The sequence below is a fragment of the Acrocarpospora sp. B8E8 genome (genome assembly GCF_039871605.1).
Taxonomy (GTDB): domain Bacteria; phylum Actinomycetota; class Actinomycetes; order Streptosporangiales; family Streptosporangiaceae; genus Acrocarpospora; species Acrocarpospora macrocephala.
Window position 1 is genome coordinate 1 of the sequence record NZ_JBDPLV010000187.1, and the last position, 1,699, is coordinate 1,699.

The 1,699-nt window shown below is 66.9% G+C and carries 1 protein-coding gene; it reads left to right on the top strand.

Annotated elements, in window-relative coordinates; all coding sequences use genetic code 11:
• Positions 1-74: 74 nt before the first annotated feature.
• Entirely contained in the window at positions 75-1,685 is a 1,611-nt protein-coding gene (locus ABGB08_RS54490; RefSeq protein ID WP_347608464.1) for an IS66 family transposase, read from the top strand.
• Positions 1,686-1,699 lie beyond the last annotated feature (14 nt).

The window sequence follows — 1,699 nt, forward strand, 5'->3', positions numbered from 1 at the left end:
GTAACCATTCACACCTCCTGATCTTGGTGTCGCCGGTTTGATCGTCTCGCCGGAGTCCGGCATGATCGCTGTTCGTGATCGAGGAATCCGCGTCTTCGAGCGCGCCCTCGATGGAGGAGTTCGCGCGTCACCTCGCCGCTGTCCGCGAGGAGCTGTCCGCGGTGCGCGCCGAGTCGGAGACGGTCCGGCAGGTCAACACGCGGCTGCGGGAGCTGCTGGCCGAGCGTGAGGCCGAGTTGGCGGTAGCGCGTGAGCAGATCGCTCGGCAGGCTGAGATCATCGCCGTGCAGGCCGCGGAGATCAAGCAGCTGCGCGAGCTGGTCGCTGAACTGCAGAAACGGCTGGGTATCGACTCCAATAACTCCGGGACGCCCCCCTCGGCAGAGAAGGTGTGGGACCGCAAGAAGCGGGCCGATGAGAAGAAGGACGGCTCGGCGGGGTCGCGGGGCGTGTACGGGCCCAAGCGTCCCCCGGGTGGCCAGCGCGGTCACGAGGGGACGCGGATGGAGATGTCGGCGAGCCCGGACCGGGCCGAGACGATGCCCGCACCGGATCGGTGTGGTGGCTGCGCCGCCGATTTGGACCACAGTGCGGACGCCGGGTTCGTTCGTGCGCAGGTTACCGAGCTGCCCCAGGTCAAGCCGGAGACGGTCGAGTACCGGATGCCGGTGCGGCGCTGCGGGTGCGGCCATGCGACCACGGCGGCGGCTCCCGAGGGTGTCCAGGCCGGTCAGGCCTGCTACGGCCCGAACGTCAAAACAATGACCGCGCTGATCGCCGAGATCGGGCACGCCAGCATGGAACGCACCGCCATGTTGATGAGGCTGATGTTCGGCGTGAGCGTATCGACCGGGTTCGTGGCCAAGGTCGACGCGCAGCTCGCCAAGCGGCTGGCCGGTTTCGAGGAGCAGGTCAAGGCGCATCTGCGGAAGGCGGAGGTGGCCGGCACCGATGAGACGCCGGTGTCGCTGTCGGGGAAGACGGCCTACATCTACGGCATGCACGACGGGAAGGTCGTCTGGTACGGCGCCGGCGCCACCCGCGGGCACACCACCATCAAGGGGTTCGGCCTGCTGACCGGCTTCACCGGCATCTTGGTCCGCGACGACTACGTCGGCTACCACTTCCTGGACAGCCTGCTGGCCGGGGTGCAGATTTGCCTGGCACACATCGTGCGTGATCTTCGCCGGATCCACGACAACGACCCGGTCCGAGGCGCCTGGGCCGGACGGCTGCGCACCTTGTCGCAGGAGGCGATCCACACCGCCAACCAGGCCGTCCGTGACGGCGAAGACGCCCTGAAACCCGAGGTCATCGCCGATATCCGGGCCCGCTACCTGGACCTGGCCGAGCAGGGGGTCAAGCTCAACCCCTACCATGCGGGACGAGGAAAGAATCAGGCCCGGGTCCTGGCCGAACGCCTGATCAGCCGGGTCGACAAGACTCTCCTCTTCCTCAATGACCTTCGAATAGGCGCGACCAACAACGGCTCGGAGCGGATCCTCCGCCGCGCTAAAACCCAGATGAAGATCAGCGGATGCTGGCGCAGCATGGGCGGCTTACAGGCGTTCTGTCGCGTCCATACCTACCTCGTCACCGCAACCAACCACGGCATCGACGCCTTCCATGCGCTCCGTGACGCCTTCCTCGGCAACCCCTGGACGCTGTCTCAAGCCACCGCATAACCCCAGCTCACGGA